This is a genomic window from Pseudomonas sp. GL_103 (assembly GCF_057835175.1).
This window is the reverse complement of record NZ_CM174420.1, coordinates 235,974-260,824: the sequence shown is the minus strand read 5'-3', so window position 1 is coordinate 260,824 and position 24,851 is coordinate 235,974. Positions and strand designations below refer to the sequence as shown.

At 60.0% G+C, this 24,851-nt stretch carries 23 protein-coding genes; 14 read left to right on the top strand and 9 right to left on the bottom strand.

Translation table 11 applies throughout. The features are described from left to right. Positions 1-13: 13 nt before the first annotated feature. Positions 14-676 carry a GMP/IMP nucleotidase gene (yrfG, locus tag AC3IP0_RS01200; protein WP_489317937.1) on the top strand — a complete coding sequence of 221 codons (663 nt, stop codon included), beginning with the start codon at positions 14-16 and terminating at the stop codon, positions 674-676. 95 nt (positions 677-771) lie between these two features. Here yrfG and lysM read toward each other — a convergent pair whose 3' ends face one another. Then, the gene (lysM, locus tag AC3IP0_RS01195; protein WP_046040810.1) at positions 772-1,212 is read right to left on the bottom strand and encodes a peptidoglycan-binding protein LysM; all 441 of its coding nucleotides are present in this window, start codon (positions 1,210-1,212) and stop codon (positions 772-774) included. Between the two features lie 128 nt (positions 1,213-1,340). Here lysM and AC3IP0_RS01190 point away from each other — a divergent pair, with 128 nt between their 5' ends. From AC3IP0_RS01190 to AC3IP0_RS01175, 4 genes are all read left to right on the top strand, one after another. Continuing rightward, positions 1,341-2,228, top strand: coding sequence for a LysR family transcriptional regulator (locus AC3IP0_RS01190; protein ID WP_489317936.1), 888 nt, complete (start codon positions 1,341-1,343; stop codon positions 2,226-2,228). Between the two features lie 92 nt (positions 2,229-2,320). Beyond that, complete coding sequence (fdhD, locus tag AC3IP0_RS01185; RefSeq protein WP_489317935.1) at positions 2,321-3,175, top strand: formate dehydrogenase accessory sulfurtransferase FdhD; 855 nt, start codon at positions 2,321-2,323, stop codon at positions 3,173-3,175. Next, a complete protein-coding gene (locus AC3IP0_RS01180; protein WP_489317934.1) occupies positions 3,172-5,520 on the top strand; it encodes an FdhF/YdeP family oxidoreductase in 2,349 nt (782 codons plus the stop codon). The genes fdhD and AC3IP0_RS01180 overlap by 4 nt, the downstream gene beginning before the upstream one ends. Before the next feature lie 354 nt (positions 5,521-5,874). Beyond that, entirely contained in the window at positions 5,875-6,366 is a 492-nt protein-coding gene (locus AC3IP0_RS01175; protein WP_489317933.1) for a glycine zipper domain-containing protein, read from the top strand. A 66-nt stretch (positions 6,367-6,432) separates the two neighbouring features. On the opposite strand, the gene AC3IP0_RS01170 is transcribed toward AC3IP0_RS01175, so the two are convergent. The 3 genes from AC3IP0_RS01170 to AC3IP0_RS01160 form a co-directional block, all read right to left on the bottom strand. After that, positions 6,433-6,855, bottom strand: coding sequence for an acyl-CoA thioesterase (locus AC3IP0_RS01170; protein WP_489317932.1), 423 nt, complete (start codon positions 6,853-6,855; stop codon positions 6,433-6,435). A gap of 176 nt (positions 6,856-7,031) precedes the next feature. Continuing rightward, entirely contained in the window at positions 7,032-8,255 is a 1,224-nt protein-coding gene (locus AC3IP0_RS01165) for a 3-hydroxyacyl-CoA dehydrogenase (protein WP_489326479.1), read from the bottom strand. Between the two features lie 232 nt (positions 8,256-8,487). Beyond that, entirely contained in the window at positions 8,488-10,422 is a 1,935-nt protein-coding gene (locus AC3IP0_RS01160; RefSeq protein WP_489326478.1) for a RecQ family ATP-dependent DNA helicase, read from the bottom strand. Between the two features lie 467 nt (positions 10,423-10,889). Here AC3IP0_RS01160 and AC3IP0_RS01155 point away from each other — a divergent pair, with 467 nt between their 5' ends. The 5 genes from AC3IP0_RS01155 to AC3IP0_RS01135 all read left to right on the top strand — a co-directional run bounded on the left by AC3IP0_RS01155 (position 10,890) and on the right by AC3IP0_RS01135 (position 14,227). Next, on the top strand, positions 10,890-11,180 hold the full coding sequence (locus AC3IP0_RS01155) for a hypothetical protein (RefSeq protein ID WP_489317929.1): 291 nt from the start codon (positions 10,890-10,892) through the stop codon (positions 11,178-11,180). 427 nt (positions 11,181-11,607) lie between these two features. Then, complete coding sequence (locus AC3IP0_RS01150; protein ID WP_489317928.1) at positions 11,608-11,907, top strand: hypothetical protein; 300 nt, start codon at positions 11,608-11,610, stop codon at positions 11,905-11,907. A 204-nt stretch (positions 11,908-12,111) separates the two neighbouring features. After that, positions 12,112-12,603, top strand: coding sequence for a helix-turn-helix domain-containing protein (locus tag AC3IP0_RS01145; protein ID WP_489319707.1), 492 nt, complete (start codon positions 12,112-12,114; stop codon positions 12,601-12,603). After that, a complete protein-coding gene (locus AC3IP0_RS01140; RefSeq protein ID WP_489317927.1) occupies positions 12,600-13,877 on the top strand; it encodes a type II toxin-antitoxin system HipA family toxin in 1,278 nt (425 codons plus the stop codon). The genes AC3IP0_RS01145 and AC3IP0_RS01140 overlap by 4 nt, the downstream gene beginning before the upstream one ends. After that, positions 13,874-14,227 carry a DUF1493 family protein gene (locus tag AC3IP0_RS01135; RefSeq protein WP_489317926.1) on the top strand — a complete coding sequence of 118 codons (354 nt, stop codon included), beginning with the start codon at positions 13,874-13,876 and terminating at the stop codon, positions 14,225-14,227. Before AC3IP0_RS01140 ends, AC3IP0_RS01135 begins: the two co-directional genes overlap by 4 nt. Before the next feature lie 96 nt (positions 14,228-14,323). Here the strand turns inward: AC3IP0_RS01135 and AC3IP0_RS01130 are convergent, their stop codons facing one another. The 3 genes from AC3IP0_RS01130 to AC3IP0_RS01120 all read right to left on the bottom strand — a co-directional run bounded on the left by AC3IP0_RS01130 (position 14,324) and on the right by AC3IP0_RS01120 (position 17,719). Beyond that, positions 14,324-15,865, bottom strand: coding sequence for a phosphoenolpyruvate carboxykinase (locus AC3IP0_RS01130; RefSeq protein ID WP_489317925.1), 1,542 nt, complete (start codon positions 15,863-15,865; stop codon positions 14,324-14,326). 180 nt (positions 15,866-16,045) lie between these two features. Continuing rightward, complete coding sequence (hslO, locus tag AC3IP0_RS01125) at positions 16,046-16,948, bottom strand: Hsp33 family molecular chaperone HslO (protein ID WP_489326477.1); 903 nt, start codon at positions 16,946-16,948, stop codon at positions 16,046-16,048. Between the two features lie 363 nt (positions 16,949-17,311). Then, positions 17,312-17,719, bottom strand: a complete 408-nt coding sequence (locus AC3IP0_RS01120; protein WP_090452521.1) for an RNA-binding S4 domain-containing protein — start codon at positions 17,717-17,719, stop codon at positions 17,312-17,314. A 216-nt stretch (positions 17,720-17,935) separates the two neighbouring features. Here AC3IP0_RS01120 and rimB point away from each other — a divergent pair, with 216 nt between their 5' ends. Both rimB and rimK read left to right on the top strand, forming a co-directional pair. Continuing rightward, the gene (rimB, locus tag AC3IP0_RS01115; RefSeq protein ID WP_150726445.1) at positions 17,936-18,415 is read left to right on the top strand and encodes a retropepsin-like aspartic endopeptidase RimB; all 480 of its coding nucleotides are present in this window, start codon (positions 17,936-17,938) and stop codon (positions 18,413-18,415) included. Beyond that, entirely contained in the window at positions 18,412-19,317 is a 906-nt protein-coding gene (rimK, locus tag AC3IP0_RS01110; RefSeq protein ID WP_007972871.1) for a 30S ribosomal protein S6--L-glutamate ligase, read from the top strand. Before rimB ends, rimK begins: the two co-directional genes overlap by 4 nt. Before the next feature lie 154 nt (positions 19,318-19,471). Here the strand turns inward: rimK and AC3IP0_RS01105 are convergent, their stop codons facing one another. Next, positions 19,472-20,785 (bottom strand): ATP-binding protein, encoded by a 1,314-nt coding sequence (locus AC3IP0_RS01105; RefSeq protein WP_489317923.1) that lies wholly within the window; start codon positions 20,783-20,785, stop codon positions 19,472-19,474. Positions 20,786-20,900: 115 nt separating this feature from the next. Next, the gene (gene ompR, locus AC3IP0_RS01100) at positions 20,901-21,641 is read right to left on the bottom strand and encodes an osmolarity response regulator transcription factor OmpR (protein ID WP_007972873.1); all 741 of its coding nucleotides are present in this window, start codon (positions 21,639-21,641) and stop codon (positions 20,901-20,903) included. Positions 21,642-22,001: 360 nt separating this feature from the next. Between ompR and AC3IP0_RS01095 the strand changes: the two genes are divergently transcribed. Next, complete coding sequence (locus AC3IP0_RS01095; RefSeq protein WP_489326475.1) at positions 22,002-24,326, top strand: Tex family protein; 2,325 nt, start codon at positions 22,002-22,004, stop codon at positions 24,324-24,326. Further along, a complete protein-coding gene (locus AC3IP0_RS01090) occupies positions 24,326-24,709 on the top strand; it encodes a PaaI family thioesterase (protein WP_489326474.1) in 384 nt (127 codons plus the stop codon). The genes AC3IP0_RS01095 and AC3IP0_RS01090 overlap by 1 nt, the downstream gene beginning before the upstream one ends. Positions 24,710-24,851: the final 142 nt, after the last annotated feature.

The following is a 24,851-nucleotide window of genomic DNA, read 5'->3' as shown; positions in this document are numbered from 1 at the left end:
CCGAGACGTTGCCATGCCTTCATTACCCTGGTCCGACATCGATACCGTTCTGCTGGACATGGACGGCACGCTGCTGGACCTGCATTTCGACAACCACTTCTGGATGGAGCACCTGCCCCAGCGTTACGCCGAACTGCACGGGGTCAGCCGGGCCATGGCCGAGATGGAATTGCAGCCGTTGTTCGAGCGCAATGCCGGTCAGTTGCAGTGGTACTGCCTGGACTTCTGGAGCGCCGAACTGAAACTGTCGGTGCGCGACCTGAAACTGGAAACCGCGCACCTGATCGCCCTGCGCCCGGATGCCGACACCTTTCTGGCGGCGATCAAACGGGCCGGCAAACGCGTGGTGCTGATCACCAATGCCCATCGGGATGCGCTGTCGTTGAAGCTGGAAAAAATCGAACTGGCGTCCTACTTCGAACGCTTGATCAGTTCCCATGACTACGGCTTCCCCAAGGAAAACCCGCAATTCTGGGATGCGCTGCAAGCCGATATCGATTTCGATCCTGCACGCAGCCTGTTCATCGACGACACCTTGCCGATCCTGCGCAGTGCACGGGACTTTGGCGTGGCGCATCTGCTGGCCGTGCGCGAGCCGGACAGCCGCAAGGGGCCGAAGGATACGGCGGAGTTTGCGGCGGTCGGGGATTATCGGGATTTGATTGCAGGGCTTTGATTGACCGTAGGAGCTGCCGCAGGCTGCGATCTTTTCATCTTAATTGCGTCAAGGTCAAAAGATCGCAGCCTGCGGCAGCTCCTACGGGCCTCGTGTTACTCGGGAATCCGCAACGACTGCCCCGGATAGATCTTGTCCGGGTGTGACAGCATCGGCTTGTTGGCCTCGAAGATTTTGTTGTACTTGTTGGCATCGCCGTACACGCGCTTGGAAATCGCGCTGAGGGTGTCGCCCTTCACCACGGTGACAAACACCGCGGCAGCAACGACAGGCCCGGTCACAGTGATCTGATCATCCACGCTGCCAACCCCGGCGATGTTGCCCACCGCCAGCAGGATCTTTTCCTTCTCTTCCTGGCTCGCCACTTCACCGGTCACCGTGACCTTGTCGCCATCGACCGTCGCCTGCACATTCGGGTTGCCCAGGCCGACCTTGCTGATGTGCTCCTTCAACTGCTCACTGGCATTGGCGTTGCCTGGCGTCAGCAGATCCAGCAATTTTTCGCCTGCTTCCTTCACAAAGCTCAAAAGACTCATGGTGCACTCTCCTTGGGTTTCGGGTTCCAGACGTCAAAGCCTAGACCACGGTCGTCACCCGCGAATCCAACCCGACCAATGACCCCGCTTGCGATAGAATCCGCACCTTCCCAATCCCAGGAGCGCAGATGGACATCAAGCAGCTGAAATTCCTCATCGCGCTCGACGAAACCCGCCATTTCGGCCAGGCCGCCGCACGCTGCCACATCACTCAGCCGACCCTGTCCATGCGCCTGCGCAGCCTCGAAGAAGAACTCGAGCTGCCGCTGGTCAATCGCGGCCAGCGCTTCGAAGGCTTCACCGCGCCGGGCGAGCGGGTGCTGGCCTGGGCGCGCACCGTACTGGCGGCCTACGACGGCTTGTACGCCGAGGCGGCCGCCTGTCGCGGCAATCTGGTCGGGACCTTGCGCCTGGGCGTAGTGCCGTTGTCGAGCTTCGATCCGCTGCCACTGCTGCAACGCCTGCACGGGGAGCATCCGAACCTGCGCTTCGAACTCTCGGCGCTCAGTTCCGAGCAGATCCTCGAGCAACTGGCGAACAATCGCCTGGATCTCGGCGTGTCATACCTGGAACGCCTCGACACCGAACATTTCGACTCCCTGGCCTTCAGCGAAACCCGCATGGGTCTGCTCTACGATCAACGCTTCTTCACCTTTGGCGAGGCACCATTGAGCTGGGAATCCTTGATCGAGCTGCCACTGGGCATGCTCACCAGCGGCATGCACTTTCGCCAGTCCATCGACCACAACTTCCACAGTCGTGGCCTGACCCCGCAGCCGTTGTTGCAGACCGATGCCGTGCATCAACTGTTACAAGCCGTGCACGGCGGCTTGTGTTGCGCCGTGATGCCATTGGACGGCGGCCTCGAAGGCCTGACCGAACACTTGCGCCTGCAGCCGATTGAAAACGCCCAGACCCTTGGCCGCCTGGGGCTGATCATGCGTCGCAGCGCACCGCGCTCGGCGCTGGCAGAAGCCTGCTTTGCCCTCTATCAGCAATCGCTGATCGGTGCTTGATCGACGACATCTATCGGCAGATCAGTATTAGCGATTAGACGCGACAAGTTGTCACGCCTAGTCTTAAAGCTGATCAATCCGTCGGTGATGCCATGAACACCAAGCGCCCAGCCTGCGCGGCGCCTGCCCTCGAAACGCCCGCACCCGCCGCCAGCCAGACTTACAGCTACTGCAATCTGCGCCGTACCGAAACGGATAGCGCCGAATCGGCCAGCACCGCGCTAGCCGAGGAAGTCGCGTTGGCGATTGCCTATAACGGCATCAGCCAGGCGGTCATGCTGGTGACGCCCACAGACCTGGAAGATTTCATCGTCGGCTTCAGCCTGGGCAGCGGCATCATCCAGGACGCCACGGACATCTACGACCTGCAACTCAGCGGCTCGGGTTCGGCGCAATACGCGCAAGTGACCATCGCCAACCGCGCGTTCTGGAACCTCAAGCAGCAGCGTCGGCAGCTGTCCGGCACCAGCGGTTGCGGGTTGTGCGGCGTGGAAGCGCTCGAGCAGGCGTTGCCGGACCTTCAGGTATTGCCCGGCGCCCCGTTGCCGCCGGTCGAATGGCTTGATGGCCTGCGCGAGCGCATCGGCGCCTTCCAGCCCTTGGGCCAACATTGCGGTGCGGTGCATGCGGCGGTGTTCATGAACGACAAAGGTGAGTTGTTGCTCGGCCGCGAAGACATCGGCCGGCACAATGCACTCGACAAGCTGATCGGTGGATTGATCCGCCAGAAGATCCCGACCGCTGGCGGACTGGCGATTGTCACCAGCCGCTGCAGCCTCGAATTGATCCAGAAAGTCTTGCGCGCCGGCATCCAGACCCTGGTTAGCCTGTCGTCGCCCACGGGCCTGGCCGTGCAATGGGCCCGTCGCCACAACCTCAATCTCATCCATCTGCCACAGAAGAATGCGCCGCGGGTCTACAGCCCAACGTTGGAGAATCAAGCGTGAGTCAACACCGTCAAGCCGACCAGACACCCGTCCCTCGCTACAAGCCCTACAAAGGCCCGGCCGGTGGCTGGGGCGCACTGATCAGCGTGGCCCAGGCCTGGTTGACCAGCGACAACGCGCTGAAAAACCTGCGCATCATGCTCAAGACCAACCAGAACGGTGGCTTCGACTGCCCGGGTTGCGCGTGGGGCGATTCTCCGGAAAAGGGCATGGTGATGTTCTGCGAGAACGGCGCCAAGGCAGTGAACTGGGAGGCGACCAAACGTCGTGTCGATGCCAAGTTCTTCGCCAAGCACAGCGTCACTTCGCTGCTGGAACAAAGCGACTATTGGCTCGAATATCAGGGCCGCCTGACCGAGCCGATGAGCTACGACGCCGAGACCGATCGCTACAAGCCGATCAGTTGGGACGATGCATTCGCCCTGATCGCCAGGCATCTGAACGGCCTATCGAGCCCGGATCAGGCCGAGTTCTACACCTCGGGCCGGGCCAGCAACGAAGCGGCGTATCTCTATCAGCTGTTCGTGCGCGCCTACGGTACCAACAACTTCCCCGACTGCTCGAACATGTGCCACGAGGCCAGCGGTGTTGCGTTGTCGCAAAGCGTCGGGGTCGGCAAAGGCACCGTGACCTTCGACGACTTCGAACACGCCGATGCGATTTTCGTCTGGGGCCAGAACCCCGGCACCAACCACCCACGGATGCTCGAGCCGCTGCGCGAAGCGGTGAAGCGCGGCGCGCAAGTGGTGTGCATCAACCCGCTGAAAGAGCGTGGCCTGGAGCGCTTCCAGCATCCGCAGCACGCGATCGAAATGCTCACCAACGGCGACAAGCCGACCAACACCGCATTCTTCCGCCCGGCCCTGGGTGGCGACATGGCGATCATGCGCGGCATGGCGAAATTCCTCCTGCTGTGGGAGCGCGACGCGCAGAAAACCGGTGCCCCGGCGGTGTTCGACCACGACTTCCTCAACGAGCACAGCGTCAACGTGTTGGATTACCTGGCCGTCATCGACGACACCCCGTGGGAGCAGATCGTCGAGCAGTCCGGCCTCAGCCTGGTGGAAATCGAGCAAGCGGCGCGCATGTACGCCAAGGGCAAGAACGTCATCATGTGCTGGGCCATGGGCATCACCCAACACCGCCATTCGGTGGCGACCATCCAGGAAATCGCCAACCTGATGCTACTGCGCGGCAACATCGGCCGGCCGGGTGCAGGTCTGTGCCCGGTGCGTGGCCACAGTAACGTGCAGGGCGACCGGACCATGGGCATCAACGAACGTCCTCCTGTCGCGTTCCTCGATGTCCTGGAGCGGCGCTTCCAGTTCAAGGTGCCACGCGACAACGGCCACAACGTGGTCGAGGCGATTCATGCGATGGCTGAAGGGCGGGCGAAAGTCTTCATCGGCCTGGGCGGCAACTTCGCCCAGGCCACGCCGGACAGCCCGCGCACGTTCCAGGCCCTGCGAAACTGCGACCTGACCGTGCAGATCAGCACCAAGCTCAACCGCAGCCATTTGACCCACGGCAAGGACGCGCTGATCCTGCCGTGCCTGGGCCGCACCGACATCGATATCCAGACCGAAGGCCCGCAAGCAATTACCGTCGAAGACTCGTTCAGCATGGTCCACGCCTCCAATGGCCAGCTGCAGCCGCTGTCGAACCAGATGCGCTCGGAACCAGCGATCCTGGCCGGCATCGCTGCCGCGACCCTGGGCAGCCACCCGGTGGACTGGAACTGGCTGGTGGCCGACTACAGCCGCATCCGCGACCTGATCGCCGAGACCATTCCCGGCTTCAAGGACTTCAACGAGAAGGTCAAGAATCCGGGCGGCTTCTACCTGGGCAACAGTGCCGGCGCACGCAAGTGGAACACCGCCTCGGGCCGGGCCAATTTCCGCTCGAACGCGCTGCCCAAAGACCTGGTGCACGAACGCACCCGCGCCACCGGAGTACTGCCGGATCTGATCATGCAATCGATGCGTTCCCACGATCAGTACAACACCACCATCTATGGCCTCAACGACCGTTATCGCGGCGTGAAGGGTCAGCGGGACGTGTTGTTCGTCAACGAAGCCGACATCATTCGCCTGGGCTTCAAGCCGGGGCAAAAGGCGGACATCGTCTCGCTCTGGGACGATGGCGTGGAACGTCGGGTAAAAGGCTTCACGCTGCTGGCGTTTGATATCCCGGCCGGGCAAGCGGCGGCCTACTATCCGGAAGTGAACCCGCTGGTGCCCCTGGAAAGCACCGGCGATGGCAGCCATACGCCGACATCGAAGTTTGTGGCGATCCGGTTGGAAGCGGCGAGTGAGACTGGGCTGATCATGGCCAGGTCGGCGTAACACGTAGTCTGAACTGGCCCCATCGCGAGCAAGCTCGCTCCCACAGGTTTTTTCTGTTGTTCACATAATCTGCGTTCGACTGAAATCCCTGTGGGAGCGAGCTTGCTCGCGATGAGGCCAGATCACTCAACGAGCCTTCCGGATCCAGCACATTTCTTTCGCCCACAAAAAAGGCCGTTCCCTCACGAAAACGGCCTTTGCGAAGTAGTAAAAGACCGACAAAAAAACGTTAAGTTCCGCCCAAAAAACAGTAACTTGCAATATTGTATACAAGTCGTGTTATTCGTCGGATTTCGATTGTCACGCCCATTCCAGAGCCTCAGGATCGCGCCGTCATCCCCTTGAGGTTCCTCCATGAAGTTCTCCTCGATTCTCTTGTTGTCCCTTGGCCTGGTCAGCGGTATCGCGTCTGCTGGCGGCACCACCGAAGCCGGTGTAGGCGGCGCATTGGGCGGGGTTTTAGGCTCGGTCGTCGGCCAGTCGTTAGGCGGCAATACAGGTTCCACCATCGGCGCGGCCCTGGGTGGCGCGGGTGGTAGCGCCGTCGGCGCAAACAAACACAGCCGTGGCGAAGCAGCCCTTGGCGGTGCGTTGGGTGCCGCGGGCGGTAACGTGGTCGGCCGCAGCGTGGGCGGCACCACCGGCAGCCTGATCGGCGCCGCAGCAGGCGGCGGCGCCGGTGGCGCGCTGGGTAACTACATGGGCAAAGAGTACGACAATGATGATGACGACGACGATCGTCGTTCATATCGCCGCCATGGTGATCGTCGTTACTACCGTGACGGCCATCCGGGCCGTGGCCATGCCTATGGTCATCGCAAGCACCACAAGTACTACCGCGATTAAGGCCTCGAGCGCCTCGTTGGTGAGTACAACAAAAATCGCAGCCCAAGGGCTGCGATTTTTTTTGCCTTACTGAACCACCAGACGCTCCAGCGCCCCGCGCAACCCGGCAGGAATCGCCACGGGCTGATTTGACCCACGATCGACAAACACATGCACGAAGCGCCCCGCCGCGCAGGCCTCGTCTTCTCCTTGCTTGAACACGGCCAGTTCGTATTGCACCGAACTGTTGCCCAACTTGCCCACCCGCAGACCGATCTCGATGCGGTCCGGGAAGGCAATGGAAGCAAAGTAATCACAGGAGGAACTCACCACGAACCCCACCACCTCACCGTCATGGATATCCAGGCCGCCGATTTCGATCAGGTAAGTGTTCACCGCCGTATCGAAGAAGCTGTAGTAGGTCACGTTGTTGACGTGACCGTAGGCGTCGTTGTCGTGCCAACGGGTGGTGATGGGCTGGAAGTGCGGATAGTCGGTGCGTTGGGGCATTGGCGTTGATTCCTGGAGTTGGTTCGCCAAGTCTAAGGCGAAAACCGCGTTATCGTTCTTCGCGAGCAAGCCCGCTCCCACAATTGATCTTCGGTGAACACAGATTTTGTGTACGACCGATATCCAATGTGGGAGCGGGCTTGCTCGCGAAGGCGCCCTCACAGGCGCCACATCAATCACTTGTCAGCGAACCCCTTGCCAGCCGCCAGCTCACCAATCACCCGCGCCGGTTGCCAGTGATCGCCCTGACGCGTCTCAAGGTCCATCAAGCGCCGGTGAATGTCCGCCAGCCCTTGCTGATCCGCCCAAGCCATCGGCCCGCCCTTGTCCGCCGGGAAACCGTAACCGTTGAGGTAGACCAGATCGATATCGTGGGCCGACCCGGCGATGCCTTCCTGAAGGATTTTCGCGCCTTCGTTGACCAGTGCCAGCAAGCAGCGCTCAAGGATTTCCTCCGGGCCGATCTCGCGGCGCTGGAACCCCAGTTCCTCACTGACTTGAAGCACCAGTGCATCCACCTGCAGATCGTGTTCGGCCTGACGACTGCCCGGCTCATAGTGGTAAAAACCGTTGCCACTCTTCTGGCCGAAACGCCCTTGTTCACACAAACGGTTATCCACCTGAACTTCCGGCGCATCTTGCCCGACACCGGATAACTGGCGCGAGCGCCATTGCAGATCGACGCCCACCACGTCGAACATGCGGAACGGCCCCATGGCGAATCCGAAGCCTTGCAGCGCTGCGTCCACCTGATACGGATAAGCGCCTTCCAGCAGCATTTTTCGCGCTTCGAGCACATAGGTATTGAGCATGCGGTTGCCGATGAAACCGTCGCAATTGCCCGACACCACACTGACCTTGCCCATGCGCTGGCCGAGCGCCAGCGCCGCGTCGAGCACCGCCGGTGCAGTCTGCGCGCCACGGACGATTTCCAGCAGCTTCATGATGTGCGCCGGGCTGAAGAAGTGCAGGCCCAGTACTTGTTGCGGACGGCGGGTGACCGCAGCAATGGCGTCGATGTCCAGCGCCGAGGTATTGCTGGCCAGAATGGCTTCAGGTTTGAGCAGGTCATCGAGCTCGCGGAAGATTTTCTGCTTGAGCTCGAGGTTTTCGTACACCGCTTCGATGACCAGGTCGACATCGCGGATGGCCGTATAACTATCTGCCGCCGTAACGCGCGCGACACGGGCATCGGCTTCACCCTGATCAATTCGGCCCTGACGCACACTGTGGGCATAGGTGTCCGCCACGGTGGCCAGCGCTTGCTCCAGCATTTGCGGATTGTTGTCGACCCACTGCACGGCCACTCCGGCGTTGGCCAGGCACATGACAATGCCACGGCCCATGGTGCCCGCGCCGATGACGGCGGCGCGCTGAATATTCGACGGTGTCTGGCTCATGTTTTGTTCTCTTGTTGGCGATCCGAAGACAGCCACCACCATAGTCAGCCACCGGGCTTTTTTGAAATTTATTCCTGTGATGAGCAACATTCAGCGGATGGATGTAGCCCTTTGAGCACACCGCAAACCCCTGTGGGAGCGGGCTTGCTCGCGAAGGCGATCCATCTAGTGGCAGTGATGGTGACTGACCCACCGCTTTCGCGAGCAAGCCCGCTCCCACAAGGACCACGGTTCAGCCTGCCAGATGTTGCTCGGCCCACTCCCGCACCCCGGCATACGGATAATCTTCCAACGCCGCAAACCCGGGAATCGACCGCGCCTTGAGCTTGGTGAACAACGGCACGCTGATCCCACACAGAAACCGTGTCACGCGTTCGGCCGAAGGCAAGTTGCCCGTATGCTGCTCGTGCCTGTGGATAAAACCGCCACACAGCGCCTCGAAATTCTTATCCACAAGTGCCGGCAACTCCGGGGGTGTCGGTAGCCGCGCCACTTGCCCATGACACACCGAACAATGCCCGCATTGCTGCGGGGCATTGTGGTCGCCGAAATACTCGGCCAGGCGATAACCCAGGCAACGGTCGGTGGCGAACAGGTCCAGCATCGCGTGTATCCGCGCGACCTCGGTGCGCTCATGCCGAGTGAAATAGCCGTGCAGCTCCTCACTCAACGCGGCGCTGTCGAACCCGCTTTGCAGCACGCTGTAGACTTCGGTCATCTGCTTGCTTTCGAGCTCCACCCAGCCCTTCTCCTGGAAGTAATCCAGCGCCTTTACCACCCGACTGCGCTCGGCCTGATGCTGTTCGTACAACGCCTCGAAATTCACCGTGGCCCAGGTCCGGGCGCGGCTGGAGGTCTGGATGATCGCCGCGACAAAATCCCTGCGCTCGCCTTCGAAACGCGCCAATAGCGCCTCAGGCTCCTGCACATACTTGAACCGGTACTCGGCGTAGTAGGCGTAGCGCGGGGCGATCAGCCCGCGCAATTCGAGTTGCACCAGCAAGGTCTTTAGCGGCAACTGACGAATATTGCTCTGATCGGCCAATGGCCCCAGCAGAAACTCCCACTGCCCTTCGGTTGCGGCGGCATGCATCTCGTCAAGCACGCAACGGATGCCATCCAGCTCGGGCGTGTCGCCGTAGACGAAGTTCTCCAGCACGTTGAGGCTATCGCGGTTGGCCAACACCAGGCAGTCCGACGGCTGCCCGTCACGCCCGGCGCGGCCGATTTCCTGGCTGTAGTTTTCGATGGATTTGGGCAGGTCGAAATGCACCACATTGCGGATGTCACTCTTGTCGATGCCCATGCCGAAAGCGATGGTGGCGACGATGCAATTGGACTGACCGCCCATGAAGCGTTTCTGGATTGCCTCGCGTTGCTCATGGGGCAACCCGGCGTGATAAGCCTCGGCCTGAATGCCGTTTCGGTTCAGGTGTTCGGCGATGTGCTCGGCGGTTTTCTGCAAGGTGACATAGACGATGCTCGGCTGGTCCGGACGCTGGCTCATCCATTCGACCAGACGCCTGCGCTTGTCCGCTCCGCGAACCGGCTCCACCAGCAAATTGAGGTTCGGGCGATAGAAACCGGTGGTCACCACATCGTCGGCAGCGATGGCGAATTTCGCCTGCATGTCGGCGATGACCTTGGGCGTCGCCGTTGCGGTCAACAGCAACACCTGCGGGATGTTGAACTGGCGTTGATAGTCGGGAAGCTTGAGGTAGTCCGGCCGAAAGTTATGCCCCCATTCGGAAATGCAGTGCGCCTCGTCCACCACCAGCAGCGAGATCGGTACTTGCTGCAAAAAATGCCGGAAGCGCTCGTTCTTCAGGCGCTCCACGGAGATCATCAAAATCTTCAGTTCGCCGGATTTTGCCCGGGCCATGACGTCGCTGGCGTCATCGCGGCTCTGGGCCGAATCGATACTGCCCGCCGAGATGCCGTGGCGTTGCAGGAACGCCAGTTGATCCTGCATCAACGCCAGCAGCGGCGAGACCACCAGCGTCAGGTGCGGCAGCAACAGCGCCGGCAATTGGTAGCAAAGGGATTTGCCGGAACCGGTGGGGAAAATCGCCGCCGCCGAGCGCCCCGCCAGCACAGCACTGACGGCCGCCTCCTGACCGGGTCGAAATTGTGGATAACCGAAAACCTGTTCCAGGGTGTTGTGCATAAGCTGTCACTCCGTTGACTGCTGCGGAGTCAAAAGCCTAGCCGGCGATCGCAGCGAGTCGAGAAAAGGTCGGGGGCAAAAACGATAGGGGATGATACAGCGGATGATTCAAAGGGCTTGAGGAATCGGGTAACTGGCAGATTGCTTTCGCGAGCAGGCTCGCGAAGAGGCCAGCACACCCACCGCAAAATTCGAAATACCCGACAATGTCCGAGGCCCCCTCTACCGAGATTTACTGCGAAGCGGCTGAAAACGCTGTAAGCATTTTTACCTCTCGCCATTCCACGTTGAAAACCCAGCCCCAACGTGTAGTCCCCTTCCTCAAAATATGACAAAACCCTTACAAAGCCTGTCGATCTCAGCCGTCTTGTCCCGCAACGCCATACCCTCCTATAGTTTCCAGCGCGGCTGAAAACAGTGTCTCGGCCAGCCGGGAACATTTGCCGATTTCGCACAGGACCCACTCAATGAAAAACCCCGACTCACTGACAACCCGCTACCACCCACTCAAGACCCGATACAGCGAAACCCCGGTGCTGGTCATCGATACCGAGGCCGACCCCTTCGAGATCCTCGACGCCGCCCGACAACGCATCCGCGCCGCCAGCGACCTGCTCGAAACCCTTTATTGCACGTGTTTCAAACAGGCCGAAGCGAGCGACATCCCCAAGATCGTCGGCGCCCTGTACCTGCTGACCCAGGACGGCAACGACCTGCTCGACATCGCCCGCCAGCGTTTGCCGAAATTCACCGGCTGAAGCACCACCAACTGTGGGAGCGAGCCTGCTCGCGAAGAACGATAACGCGGCCCCTCTGAGGACATGCAAGTTCTGGATATTTCGCTGTGGATAACTCCGTCAGCAACGACCTATGGAAGCTTCGGCAAGGTCCTACAAAACAAAACACCTTGTCGGCTATCGATGACCAGTGACTCACTCCTATAGTCCGGAGTGTCGCTGCCAAATCAGCGACTTGGGCTTGGTCACCCGATGGAACACATAAACGCGTCCGTTGTATGCTGCCGGCACTCAAGTGTCTGCACGCTTTATGGTGGCTGTGTTTGGGACGCCTTCGAGCGTGCCGGTTTTGTGTGTTCTCCCGGTTGACCAACCCGAACACAGTCCGCCTCCCATCGCTTGGTCACGATGGCGGTGGTTTCATCTAAAGCATTTGAGAATACATAAAATGAACAAATGGAACCCGTTCACCAACGAACGCTATCTCCCACTCCACACCAACCTCACCGACACCCTGCCCCTGATCATCGACACAGAGGCCAACCCCCAAGACATCCTCGACGCCGCCCTCCAGCGCATCCGGGCCTCCAGCGAATTGCTGCAAACCCTGCACTGCCAATGCTTCAAACACGGCGACCTCGAAGACATCCCGCACATCACCCACGCCCTCTACCTGCTGACCCAGGACGGCTGCGATCTGCTCAAGGTCGCCCAGCAACGCATGCTCAACTGGAAAGCCCCGGTCTGACGCCATTCACCAGAGCACTAAAGTGGAATTATTCTGGCTGTTTTAATATAAAACAGCTGGAATAATGCCAGTTAACATACCTTCCTTAAGGAAATCAGCGTCACGAGAAGGGTGTCTTTTTCAATGTCCCAATCGCAGCTCACCTTTTCCTTTAAGTGCTATTATTCTGGCAGTTATAGCGCCTTATTGAAGGAATATTGGCACATGGCCAAGAAGACAGCTCCACTCTTGCCCGCCGCTTCCAGACTACTTTCCGAGTTCGGCGAGCGACTGAAACTCGCTCGCCTACGCCGCAAACTCACCGCTAAACAAGTCGCTGAGAGGGCGGGCATGTCACTGACAACTTTGCGCTCCCTGGAATCAGGTGGCTCAGGGGTGACCATCGGAGCCTACCTGTCTGTCATGCAAGTTCTGGGTCTGGAAAAAGACTTGAGCAAACTCGCGGCAGCCGATGAAGTGGGCCGTCAACTGCAGGACGCACAACTGAAATCCAGCACCACCTCCACCGCAGGCTCAAGCCAGCGAGCACGCAGAACGAGTGCAGTGAAAACAAATGCTCCAATACCTGAAAAAGGCACTGGAGTGATTGAAAGCGCCACCACAGCAGACCTATCCGCAGACTTCCCCTTCAATACCCACTCACTCTCCAATCTGTTGACCAAGAAAAAAACCAAGTCCACGACAGGTGAGAAATGACGCAGATTGCGGTGTATGCCGATTGGGAATCCTTGAATGGGCCCAGACGTCTCGGTTTCCTGCATGCCCGAAAGGCCCGCTCCACAGAAGTCTTCGAGTTTGAGTACGACACGGCTGCGCTGGCAGATCCCGAGTTGACCTTCAGCTCCCTGGACCCTCGAATCGGGCTCTATGAAGGTCGTCAGTTCCCGGGGCAACATCAAAGTCGGTTTGGCGTGTTCGCTGATTCAAGCCCGGATCGGTGGGGTCAATTACTGATGAAGCGACGGCTGGAGCGCGATACCCGCGACGGCCTGGCTGCCAAAGGCAGCAAGCTCCACGAGTCAGATTTCCTGTTAGGCGTACATGATCTCTATCGGGTCGGTGCGATCCGCTACAAGCTCAATGACCAAGGCAACTTTCTCGATGATCGTGATGGCGTGGCCGCCCCACCCTTCATTGAGCTGCGGGCGTTGGAACAAGCAAGCCGAGCTCTGGAAAACGATCCGGACAACACCTCACTCGATGGCCGCGAGTGGCTGAGAATGCTGATCGCGCCCGGAGGCTCACTGGGTGGCGCCCGCCCCAAGGCCAGCGTTGCAGACGAGCACGGTCACTTGTGGATTGCCAAGTTCCCCAGCACCCGCGATGACTATGACATTGGCGCCTGGGAACTGGTGGTGAATGCCTTGGCCAATCATTGTGGCCTGCGAGTCGCAACCGGCATCGCCCGACGCTACGCCAGTGATCATCACTGCTTCATGGTCAAGCGCTTCGACCGCACTGAACGGGGTGGCCGACTGCACTTTGCCTCAGGCATGACCATGACTGATCGCGTTGATGGTGACGATGCCTCCGTCGGTGCGAGCTACCTTGAGTTGGCTGAAGTGCTCATGGAACACGGCTCGGAAACCAAAGCAGACTTACGGGAGTTGTGGTCTCGGATTGTGTTCAACATCCTGGTCTCCAACAGCGACGATCACCTGCGTAACCACGGCTTTATCCTTGATCCGGGTCGGGGATGGCGATTGTCTGCCGCCTATGACATGAACCCGGTGGCGCACGCAGACGGCTTGAAGCTCAACATCACAGATACCGATAACGCACTGGATCTGGAGCTGGCCCGGGAAGTGGCAGAGTATTTTCGGGTCGGTCGTGCGGATGCAGAAAACATCATCGACAGCTTCAAAGAAGTTGTCAGCCAATGGCCAACACTAGCGGGGGCTTTGGGGCTATCGAAACGTGAGCAGGATAATATGACGCCTGCATTTCGATTAGCGGAGCCTAAGCAATGAACCTCGCCCCCAACCTCCCGGACGACCACTTGATGCAGCAACTCATGCAACTGCTGCATGAAGAACTCGGCTTCCCCGAACGCAAAGCCATCAGCCTCGGCACCTCGATCAATTTCGACCTGGGCTGCAACGGTGCAGACGCCCGGCATTTGATCGAAACCCTGGAAGACCACTTCGCCATCGATTTCGTGGATTTCGACAGCTATCGCTATTTCCAGCCCGACGGCTTTGACGTGAATCTAAAGCGAAAAGCCAAGGGTCGCGGCGAGAAGGTGCCATTGACCATCGGCATGCTCTACCGGGCCATCAAGGCCCAACGCTGGGACACGGATGAGCTCGAAGGCCTGTAACGGCCCGACGCATTCTGACTTGCCCGCGAAAAACTGAATTTTGCGCACAAAAAAGCCGCCCCGAGGGGCGGCGTCTTCGTTAGCTCAAACCAACACTTACAACTTTGGACCCGCAGCCTTGATCGCGTCGCTCACTTCGAACTTCTTGAAGTTCTCGATGAACAGGCCGGCCAGTGCTTTGGCGGCTTCGTCGTAGGCGGCTTTGTCGGCCCAGGTGTTGCGTGGGTTCAGCAGGCCTGTCTCAACTCCCGCTACGGCCAGTGGCACGTCGAGGTTGATGGTGTCCAGGTGCTCGGTCTCGGCACCGATCAGCGCGCCGCTCTGGATCGCTGCGATCACGGCACGAGTGGTCGGGATGTTGAAGCGTTTGCCGACGCCGTAGCCACCGCCGGTCCAGCCGGTGTTGACCAGGTAGACCTTGGAGCCGAAGCCGCGGATGCGCTTGATCAGCAGTTCAGCGTATTCGCCGGCCGGACGCGGGAAGAACGGTGCGCCGAAGCAGGTGGAGAAGGTCGACTTGATGCCGCTGCCCGAACCCATTTCGGTCGAACCGACCAGAGCGGTGTAACCGGACAGGAAGTGGTAAGCCGCTTGTTCTTCGTTGAGGATCGACACTGGCGGCAGCACGCCGGTCAGGTCGCAGGTCAGGAAGATCACAGCGTTCGGCTCGCCACCGAGGTTCTTCTCGGAGCGCTTGGCAACGTGCTCCAGCGGGTAGGCGGCGCGGCTGTTCTGGGTCAGGCTGACATCGGCGTAGTCGGCGTGCTTGGCGTCGTCGATAACGACGTTTTCCAATACCGCGCCGTGCTTGATGGCTTTCCAGATAACCGGCTCGTTCTTCTCGGACAGGTCAATGCACTTGGCATAGCAACCGCCTTCGATGTTGAACACAACGCCTTCGCCCCAGCCGTGCTCGTCGTCACCGATCAGGTAACGGCTTTCGTCGGCCGACAGGGTGGTTTTACCAGTGCCGGACAGACCGAAGAACAGGGTCACGTCGCCTTCTTCGCCGATGTTGGCGGCGCAGTGCATTGGCAGTACGTCGGCAGCCGGCAGCAGGAAGTTCTGCACCGAGAACATGGCTTTCTTCATTTCACCGGCGTAACGCATGCCGGCGATCAGCACTTTCTTCTGTGCGAAGTTGAGGATCACGCAGCCGTCGGAGTTGGTACCGTCACGCTCTGGCACGCACTCGAAGTTGGCAACGTTGAGGACCTGCCACTCGTCACGACCCGCCGGGTTGTACTGAGCCGGGTTGATGAACAGGCAACGGCCGAACAGGTTCTGCCAGGCAGTCTGGGTGGTCATCTTCACGGCCAGGTAGTGCTCGGAAGCCGCACCTACATGCACGTGGGAAACGAAATGCTCTTGCGCGTTGTTGAATGCCTCAACGCGAGCCCACAGGGCGTCGAACTTGTCGGCCGGGAACTTGCGGTTGATCGGGCCCCAGGCGATGGCGGCCTGGGTGCTTGGCTCTTCAACGATGAAACGATCGACTGGCGAACGGCCGGTACGGTGACCGGTACGAACAACCAGTGCGCCGGTATCGGCAAGCTCGCCTTCACCACGGTTGAGGGCTTCTTTAACCAGATCATCAACACTCAGATCGGTGTACACGGCATTGTTGGCTTGCGTCATGAGGTTCCCCGTCGGCCAGTGGCCGAGTGCTCCAAACGTTTTTGTAGTAGAAAGTCGTGCACTACTACCGCGAAAAAAGTGGGCCGGATTATGCCAGAAAAGCCCAAAAAGAGTAGGCCCCTCCTGTCGTAACGGCGTTAATCCGGCGCAAGGCAGTGAATTTACCTGCGCTGAACCGTTTTAGTGACGGGTATCTGACGGCGTCTCGATACCCGCACCGGCGAACAATTGAGTGACATCGGCCGCGTCAAACAGGTAGCGCTGGTTGCAGAACTGGCAATCGATTTCGATGTTGCCACCGTGTTCGACCACCAATTGCTGCGCATCTTCCATACCCAGACTGACCAGCGCATTGGCCGAACGTTCGCGCGAGCAGCTGCAACGGAAGCGCAGCTTCTGCACATCGAACAGACGCACCTGCTCGTCGTGGTACAGGCGGTGCAGCACGGTTTCGTTGTCCAGGCTCAACAGCTCATCGGCGGTCAGCGTACCGCCCAGGGTGGTGATGTGCTGCCAGCTGGCGGCGCGTTCGTCTTCGTCTTTCAAACGGTCGGCCGGCAGTTGTTGCAGCAACAGGCCACGGGCACGACGGCCGTCGGCATACAGCCAGAAACGCGTGCCGATCTGTTGCGACATGACGAAGTAGTTGGTGAAGCATTCGGACAGCGTGGCGCCGTCGAGATCGACGATGCCTTGGTAGCGCTGGCCTTGTTTCGGGTCGATGGTCAGTGCCAGAACACCGTCGGGCATCAGATCGGCCAGGGTCGCGTCGGGGGCGATGCGGTCCGCTTCATAACGGGCCAGGCCACGAATGTCGCGCTCGCTGGAGCACTCGATCATCAACAACGGAATCGGACCCTCGGAGCGGGCCTGCAGAATCAGCAAGCCATCGAATTTCATCGCGCCGACCAGCAACGAAGCAGCCGCCATCAGCTCGCCGAGCAATTGCGCGACTGGCTGTGGGTAAGCGTGTTTGGCCAGGACTTCGGCGTAGCTGAACTCCAACGAGACCAGCTCGCCACGGGTGTCGCTGTCATCGAAGATGAAGCGTTGTGTGAAGTCGTTATCCGCGTGATCGGTCATAGGTCTGGGTATCTGAAGTAGTGAAAATGGTTACAGGAAACAAGAAATTGACCTTGCGCCACCCCTCGGGTGCGCAACATTCAGCCATGAAAGGCATTTTATGAACAATCCGGGCCTGATCCAAGCAAGGTGGAACAAGCGCTGATGGGTTCCGGGTCGTTTCCCGCTCTGCACTGCTGGCAATGTGGTTATGGCCTACAGGTCAGAGACTGTGTGTGATTTTCGACGAGCGGCGATATCGTCCATGCGATGCACTGCTGGCCAGGCACAGATATGGATGCGCACCGGGTCAATTGCAAGTCTGTGCCTGAAGGTGCGGTGAAACCTGGCGAGTGCGCGGCACTCGCCCGAGAAATATCTGTATTAGTCGTCGTTACTGCTGCCACGAAACTTGAACAAATCCCGCCGCTGCTTCTTGCTCGGCTTGCCGTCGGTGCTTACGCCCAGGGCTCCGGCCTTTCTTTGCGCCGCGGCCTCTTCGCGCTTGGCGATGCTGGCCAGGGTTTCGGCATACAAGGTTTGCGCCTCCGGTGCGCCGCGACGAACGATCGACAGTGCCAGGACCACCACCGTGCGCTCCTCGAAACCGGTGCGAATCACGAACTCATCGCCGATCCGTGGCTCTTTACCCGGCTTGCAGCGTTCGCCCCGGCAATGCACCTTGCCGCTTTCAATCGCCGCCTTGGCCAGGGCGCGGGTTTTGTAGAATCGTGCAGCCCACAACCATTTATCGAGGCGGACTTTGTCGTCCTCTTCGTTTTTTTGTGCCATGGAATTTCCTCATTCTGAAATATTGGTGAACTGTACTACCGTTTCTGACGTACCAAGAATTTCACCGGCTCGGATTACAATGCTGACATTCCATAACCTCCTTGGGAGGCTGGAAATCCGGGCCGTAGATATCTGTCGCCTTTTAATCATTATTCTGCGTGAATACCGCGAATCCGGCCGCATGCGGCCCGAGCGGTTTCTACCGGTTGAGCAATTTTGAAGACATTTGACCATTTGACCGTTGTCGGTCTGCGCGAGTGGGTGGCGCTCCCTGATTTGGGAGTCGCCGGCCTTCGGGCAAAAATCGACACCGGCGCCAGCACTTCCAGCCTGCATGCCACCGACATCGAGACATTTGACCGGGACGGTGAGCAGTGGGTGCGCTTCACGGCGCACCTGGGCACGGTGGTTCAGTTGCGTCACCGGCGCTGCGAAGCACCGCTGGTGACGAGGAAAACCATTAAAAGCTCAAACGGTCACGCGCAGGTGCGATACGTGATCAGCACCACCCTGGCCCTTGGTGATCGGGTCTGGCGGGTCGAGTTCACGCTCGCCTGCCGCAAATCCATGCGTTATCGCCTGCTGCTCGGCTCCAAAGCCCTGATCCACGGCCAGTTGGTGGTCAATCCGGGCATCAAGTATGTACAAGACAAGCCGGTGTTCCCGGTATCTACCTCCTCCACAGGTGTTGCATGAAGATCGCTGTGCTGTCGCGGAATCCGCGTCTGTATTCCACCCGTCGTCTGGTCGAAGCCGGTACCGAGCGTGGCCATGAAATGGTGGTGGTCGACACCTTGCGCGCCTACATGAACATCGCCAGCCACAAGCCGCAGATCCACTACCGCGGCAAACCGCTGGAAGGCTTCGATGCGGTGATTCCACGGATCGGCGCATCCGTGACCTTTTATGGCTGTGCAGTGCTGCGCCAGTTCGAAATGATGGGGGTATTTCCGCTCAACGAATCGGTGGCCATTGCCCGTTCCCGGGACAAGCTGCGTTCGCTGCAATTGCTGTCCCGTCGCGGGATCGGTTTGCCGGTGACCGGGTTTGCCCACTCCCCCGATGACATTCCCGATCTGATCGAAATGGTCAACGGCGCGCCGTTGGTGATCAAGGTGCTGGAAGGTACCCAGGGCATCGGCGTAGTGCTGTGCGAAACCGCCACGGCTGCGGAATCGGTGATCGAGGCGTTCATGGGCCTCAAGCAGAACATCATGGTACAGGAGTACATCAAGGAGGCCGGTGGCGCGGACATTCGCTGCTTCGTCGTCGGCGACAAGGTGATTGCAGCGATGAAGCGCCAGGCCAAACCCGGCGAATTCCGTTCCAACCTGCATCGCGGTGGCAGCGCGAGCCTGATCAAGATCACCCCGGAAGAGCGCATGACGGCGTTGCGTGCGGCGAAGGTCATGGGGCTGGCGGTGGCGGGCGTCGACATCCTGCGCTCCAATCACGGGCCGTTGGTGATGGAAGTGAACTCGTCGCCGGGGCTTGAGGGGATTGAGACCACCACCGGGAAGAATGTCGCGGGGATCATCATTGAGCATCTGGAGAAGAATGGCGGGCCGAATATGACGCGGACCAAGGGCAAGGGTTAACCCTCAAGCCTTGTGGCGGCAGGGATGCCGCCATCGCGAGCAAGCTCGCTCCCACAGTGATCTTCAGTGGACATAAAATTTGTGTTCAACACGATCATTGTGGGAGCGGGCTTGCCCGCGAAGGGGCCATTAGCCTCACCGAAGAACTACGGCTTTAAACGGCATCCCGCGGCAACATCAACCCCAACGGCAACCGCACCCGAGCTTCCAGCCCACCGCCCGAGCGGTTACGCAGCTCAACATTCCCGCCATGCATCGAAGCAATCCGCTTCACGATTGCCAATCCCAACCCGGTACCTTTGCCACCCCGGGCACGATCACCCCGGGTGAACGGGTTGAAAATCGCCTCCAGCTCCGAAGGATCGATCCCGGCGCCACGGTCCATGACACTCAGCACTACATACGGTGCGCTGGTGTCCCCGGATACATACGCCGCCACCTCCACACCGCTACCGGCATGATGCAACGCATTGCCGATCAGATTGTTCAGCAGTCGCTTCATCGACACGCGACGCAATGGAAACGGCTGGATAGGCTCCAGGCGCAACCGCACTTTTTCTTCGGTCTGGTTGAACGGCGCGGCAACTTCACGGACCAGGTCGCTCAGGTCAACCTCTTCCACCGTCTCGTCACGCCCGTCACGAATGAACGCCAGGAACTGATCGAGAATCGCGTCCATGTCTTCGATGTCACGCACCATGTCATCGGTCAGGTCGGTGTGATCGCCCATCAATTCCAGGGACAGGCGCAAGCGGGTCAGCGGCGTACGCAAGTCGTGGGACACCCCGGCCAGCATCAGTTCACGCTCGCGACCTGCCTGCTCGACGTCTTCGGCCATCTGGTTGAAGGCGCGGTAAACCTCGGTCATCTCACTCGGCGTATCGCTGATTGGCAGGCGCACGCTGCGGCCCTGGCCGAGTTGCCGCGCGGCATACACCAGACGCTTCAATGGTTGATTGAGCTGGCTGACGAAGATCCAGGCCGAAGCGGTGGACAGCAGGCCAATAGCGAGGAACCAGCCCAGCACGTTCCAGATTTTCTGGCCGCGCAGCGGATGGGGATAAAGCGGTACTTTCAGCCAGCCATCACCCAGGCTTGGCGCCCGGACCCACAGCGCTGGTGGCGAATGCATGCGCAGCCGGACTTCAGTGTCGGCACCCAGCTCTGCCTGCATCTGCCGCTGGTAGATCTCGCTGTAGGGCCAGTGTTGTTCGCCTTCCGGCACGCCGGCCCCCACCACTCGGATCAAGGTCGCGGCCTCGGCGATCTTGACGCGGTTTTCTTCATCGGCAGCCCAATAGGCGCGCAGCGTCAGGGCGACACCGTGGCTGTACTGACGGTCCACCAGCACGTCTTCGTTCATCAGCAGATAAACCAGGGTCAGCGCCTTGGAGAAGAGTACGACGATGAGCACCAGCCAAAGGGTGCGGGAGAAGAAGCTCTGGGGAAACCAAACGGGGGTTTTCATGGATAACCGTTAAACACTTGCAGGAGCGAGCGATGCTCGCATATTGCGGATCGCGAGTCTGCGGACAGGATCGATTGATCCGTTGTCCGCGTGACCCGCTCCTACAAATCGCCAATCACTTGGTGGCGGTACCATCCGGTACAAACACGTAACCCACGCCCCAGACAGTCTGGATGTAACGCGGTTTGGACGGATCGGGCTCGATCATCCGGCGCAGACGGGAAATCTGCACATCGATGGAACGCTCCAGGGCATCCCACTCACGGCCACGGGCCAGGTTCATCAGTTTGTCGCGGGTCAGCGGCTGACGCGCGTTCATCACCAGGGCCTTGAGCACAGCGAACTCACCGGTGGTGAGCATGTGCACTTCTTCGCCGCGCTTGAGCTCGCGAGTGGCCAGGGACAACTCGTAGTCACCGAAGGTCACGCTTTCGTCTTCGCTGCCCGGGGCGCCAGGCACCGGAGCCGACTGGCGACGCAATACCGCCTTGACGCGAGCCATCAGCTCATCGGGGTTGAACGGCTTGGCCAGGTAATCGTCGGCGCCCAGCTCCAGGCCCTTGATGCGGCTCAGCTCGTCGCCCTTGGCGGTGAGCATGATGATCGGAATCTGGTTGTTCGCGTTGCGCAGCCGGCGGCAGGCGGTCAGGCCGTCTTCGCCGGGCAACATCAGGTCGAGGACGACCAGGTTGAACACTTCGCGCGCCAGCAGGCGATCCATTTGCTCAGTGTTCGGTACGGCGCGAGCGCGGTAGCCCTTGCTGACGAAAAAACGCTCCAGCAGGCTGCTGAGCCCCGGATCGTCGTCAACGATAAGAATTTTTTCGCCTTCAGCAGTTTGTGCAGTGCTGCTCATTGGATGCTCCTTTGATCTCGGCGCGCATTATGGCGTAGCTGCCGTTATACGCACCGTGTGCATTGTTAGCAGATTTTTCCTTTAGTGCCAGAAAACCGGCCATTGCACCTGCAACCCGCGATGTCCCCGAATGCCGGAACGCTGGTTATAATGCGCGGCCTTTTGTGTCAGGCAACATCAGACAGGTACTACAGACGGACACCATTTTTTTCATGGCGCCGGCAGTAATTGTTCGATTTCACGGGTCAACGGGATACCTTTTGATCCAGGTAGCGGCGCAGGCCAGGCCGCTCAACCAGACTCGCCCAGGCCCTATCTCTGCGCCTGCGAGCCTGCTTTCACAATTTGTCAGGTGGTTTTATGGACAGCATCAACAGCCGCATCGCCGAGGAACTCGGTGTACGCCCACAACAGGTCGAAGCGGCCGTCGCGCTACTCGATGAAGGCTCTACCGTTCCCTTCATCGCCCGTTACCGGAAAGAAGTGACCGGCAGCCTCGACGATACGCAATTGCGTCATCTGGAAGAGCGTCTGCGCTACCTGCGAGAACTCGACGAACGGCGCATCAGCATCCTTGCCAGCATTCAAGAGCAGGGCAAACTGACCCCGCAACTCGAACGCGACATCAAACTTGCCGACACCAAGACCCGTCTCGAAGACTTGTACCTGCCGTACAAGCAGAAGCGCCGCACCAAGGGCCAGATCGCCCTGGAAGCCGGCCTCGGCGAGCTGGCCGACGGCCTGTTCAACGACCCGTCCCTGAGCCCGGAAACCGAAGCCGCACGCTTCATCGACGCGGAAAAAGGCGTGGCCGATGTGAAGGCTGCCCTCGAAGGCGCCAAGTACATCCTGATGGAACGCTTCGCCGAAGACGCAGGCCTCTTGGACAAGCTGCGCAACTACCTGAAGCAGGAAGCCACCCTCAGTGCCCGCGTGATCGCCGGCAAGGAAGAGGAAGGCGCCAAGTTCCGCGATTACTTCGAACACGACGAACCGCTCAAAAGCATGCCGTCGCACCGCGCGCTGGCAATTTTCCGTGGCCGCAACGAAGGCATCCTCAGCTCCGCGCTGAAAGTCGGCGACGAACTGCCGGGCACCATGCACCCGTGCGAAGGCATGATCGGCCAGCAATTCGGCATCCAGAACCAGAACCGCGCCGCCGACAAATGGCTGGGCGAAGTGGTGCGATGGACCTGGAAGGTCAAGCTCTATACCCATCTGGAGACCGATCTGCTGGGCGAGCTTCGCGATGGCGCGGAAACCGAAGCGATCAACGTATTCGCCCACAACCTGCACGACCTGCTGCTGTCGGCCCCGGCCGGCCCACGCGCCACACTGGGCCTCGACCCGGGCCTGCGTACCGGTTGCAAGGTCGCCGTGGTCGACTCCACCGGCAAGCTGCTGGATCACGCCACGGTTTACCCGCACGTGCCGCACAACAAGTGGGACCAGACCCTCGCCGTGCTCGCCGCCCTGTGCGCCAAGCACTCGGTGGACCTGATCGCCATCGGCAACGGTACCGCCAGCCGCGAGACCGACAAGCTGGCCGCTGAGCTGATCAAAAAATACCCGGCCATGAAGATGACCAAGGTCATGGTTTCCGAGGCTGGCGCATCGGTTTACTCGGCATCGGAGCTGGCTTCCAAGGAATTCCCGGATCTGGACGTGTCGATCCGTGGCGCCGTGTCGATTGCCCGTCGCCTGCAAGACCCGTTGGCCGAGCTGGTGAAGATCGACCCGAAATCCATCGGCGTCGGCCAGTACCAGCACGATGTGTCGCAGCTGAAACTGGCCCGCGGCCTGGATGCGGTGGTCGAAGACTGCGTGAACGCCGTCGGCGTGGATGTGAACACCGCCTCCGTAGCGCTGCTGGCACGGATCTCCGGCCTCAACGCGACCCTGGCGCAGAACATCGTCAGCCACCGCGACGAGCACGGCGCGTTCAAGACTCGCGCTGCGCTGAAGAAAGTCGCGCGCCTGGGTGAAAAAACCTTCGAACAGGCCGCCGGATTCTTGCGCGTAATGAATGGCGAAAACCCGCTGGACTCGTCGGCGGTTCACCCGGAAGCCTATCCGCTGGTTCAGCGCATCGCCGCTGAAACCGACCGTGACATCCGCTCGCTGATTGGCGATGCCACGTTCCTCAAGCGTCTCGACCCGAAGAAGTACACCGATGAAACCTTCGGGCTGCCGACCGTGACCGACATCCTCCAGGAACTGGAAAAGCCCGGCCGCGACCCGCGTCCCGAGTTCAAGACCGCCGAGTTCCAGGAAGGCGTCGAAGACCTCAAGGACCTGCAACCGGGCATGATCCTCGAAGGCGTGGTGACCAACGTGACCAACTTCGGTGCCTTCGTCGATATCGGCGTGCATCAGGACGGTTTGGTGCATATCTCCGCGCTTTCGGAGAAATTCATCAAAGATCCTCGCGAAGCGGTGAAGGCCGGTGACGTGGTGAAAGTGAAGGTCATGGAAGTCGACATCCCGCGCAAACGCGTTGGTCTGTCGATGCGCATGAGCGACACCCCGGGCGAGAAAATCGACGGCGCTCGCGGCGCGCGTCCGGGGTCGGCGCCACGCCAGTCCCAGAACACCGCACCGCGCAAGGAAACCACGGCGGCAGCACCGAGCAACAATGCCATGGCTTCGCTGTTCGCCAATGCCAAGCAGTTGAAGAAACGCTGATGGACATCCCCGCCGGGCTGACCGAAAGCGCGTTTTTCAAGCTGCTGGGCTGCCGCTTGCACAGTCTGGAAGCCGGGGTGGCGCAAGTCGCCCTGGCGCTGGAGCCGGAGCTGCGCAATCGTGGCGGCAAGCTGCACGGCGGGGCCTTGTTCAGCCTGGTGGACATTGCCATGGGGCTGGCCTGTTCCAGCACCCACGGCTTTGACCAGCAGAGCGCGACCATCGAGTGCAAGATCAACTACATCCGCGCCGTATCCGATGGCGAGGTGATGTGCACGGCGCGGGTGATCCACCCGGGCCGCCGCACACTGGTGGTCGAGGCCGATGTGATGCAGGGCGACAAACTGGTCGCAAAAGCACAAGGCACGTTCGCTGTCCTGTAGCTAGTCGTCATCGATTTGAGTTAATTTCGGCGCTGTGACCACAGTGTCGGAATTTCCTGTGGGAGCGGGCTTGCTCGCGAAGGCGGTGTGTCAGGCAATTATCTGTTGGCTGACACGCCCTCTTCGCGAGCAAGCCCGCTCC